This is a genomic window from Methylocapsa palsarum (genome assembly GCF_900114285.1).
Lineage (GTDB): Bacteria > Pseudomonadota > Alphaproteobacteria > Rhizobiales > Beijerinckiaceae > Methylocapsa > Methylocapsa palsarum.
The window spans coordinates 1-1,728 of the sequence record NZ_FOSN01000065.1 but is presented as its reverse complement, the minus strand read 5'-3'; the positions used below and the strand labels follow the sequence as shown (position 1 = coordinate 1,728).

The window sequence follows — 1,728 nt, the reverse complement described above, 5'->3', positions numbered from 1 at the left end:
CCGCCGTCGTCGATGTCGAAGTCGGGGTCCAACACCGTCTTGCCCTGTTCGCCGACGAAGGCCGGCTGCGCCTTGATCCATTCGCTGGGCTTCTGCTGCTTGGCGTACGCCATCAGCCGCGCTTCGAGATCCTTGACGATTTCCGGATGCTCGTCGGCGACGTTCGTGGTCTCGCCGGGGTCGCTCGCGAGATCGAAAAGCTCCGTCTTTCCGGGCAGCAGCGCGACCTTGACGAGCTTCCAGTCACCCTTGCGGACGGCGCCGCGGAACGCCTCGACGTTGATCAGCACATCCTCGTTGGGGCTCGGCTTTCCCTCGGCGAGGGTCGCCCAAAGATCCCTGCCGTCGAACGGATGTCCGGCATCGCCTTTGGCTCCGGCCAAATTCAGCAGCGTCGGCATGACGTCCACCATGTGCACTGGATCGTTCACGACTCGGGGCTTGAGCTTACCAGGCCAGTTCACGATGGCCGGGACCCGGACGCCGCCTTCATACAGCGAACCCTTGCCGCCCCGGAACGGCGCGTTGGATGCCGGCGCCTTGGCGCTCTGGTCGATGCCTCCCTCCTCATGCGCACGCTCCTCCTTGCTTTTTGAGCCGCTTGCGAAGAGTCCGCTCAACGCGCCGCCATTGTCGCTCGCAAGAAGGATGATTGTGTTGTCGCGCAGACCCTTCTTGTTGAGTTCGGCGACGATGCGCCCGATTTGAGCGTCGAGATCGGTAATCATTGCGGAATAGGTCCGCCGCTGCTTGTCCTCGATGGATTTGTATTTTTCGAGATAGGCCTCGGGCGCCTGGAATGGCGCGTGCGGCGCGAGCGAGGCAAAATAGAGAAAGAACGGTTTTTTGCCGTCCTGATGATCGATGAGTTTCACCGCCTCATCGCCGATGAGGTCGGTGTAATAGCCCTTCTCAGCCAGAAACTTTCCGTTGCGCTGCCAGTCGATCAAACCGCCGCGCTCTCGCGTGAAATAATCGACCTCGCCGACGACGTTCCCGTAGAAATAATCGAAGCCGCGATTTTGCGGCCAATATTTTTTGTCCGCGTGGCCGAGGTGCCATTTGCCGACCATCAAGGTATTGTAGCCCGCGTCCTTAAGGGCTTGCGGCAAGGTGCGCTCGTCCATCGGCAGGCCATAGGTGTGGCTTGGGAAAATCACCAGCGTCTGCAATCCGTAGCGCATCGGATAGCGCCCGGTCATCAGCGCCGCGCGTGAGGGCGTGCAAACCTGCTGGCCGTAGAACGATTCCAGCCGGACGCCTTCGCCCGCCAGTTTGTCGATGTTAGGCGTTTCGATCTTGCCGCCTCGATAGCCGAGATCGGCGTTGCCAAGATCATCGGCCATGATGAAGATGATGTTCGGCCGGGCGGGATCGGCTTTCACCGCGAAGGCGAGAGCCGCCGAAAGGAGGACGGCGCAGGCAAGCGCCTGGACGTAGCGGATCATAACTTCCTCCCTCGGCGCGCCGCCGCGCTAGCGCAGCTCGACGTTGACGGTCTCAATTTTGCCGCTGAAGGGGAACGGCGCCCGCTCGAAATAGTCAAGCGACACGGGGGAGCCGAGATCGACGCCGACGTCGAACGTTTCGCTCGCGGAAAAGGCGCCCGCGACCGTTCGCTTGACCGGAATGCGCAACGCCTCGGCGCCGTCGACCGCGATCACGACGTCGGCTGCCGCGGCGGGTTTGGCGATTTTGGTGTTCACGGTGATCTTGTGTCTGCCGGGC

General features: G+C 61.9%; 1 protein-coding gene and 1 pseudogene. Both read right to left on the bottom strand.

The window, feature by feature from the left end:
* Positions 1-1,448 (bottom strand): arylsulfatase B (locus BM177_RS19285; RefSeq protein ID WP_091686915.1); only part of this gene is annotated, 1,448 nt, incomplete at its 3' end.
* 27 nt (positions 1,449-1,475) lie between these two features.
* Positions 1,476-1,728: pseudogene (locus BM177_RS19280) on the bottom strand (arylsulfatase); the annotation flags it as partial.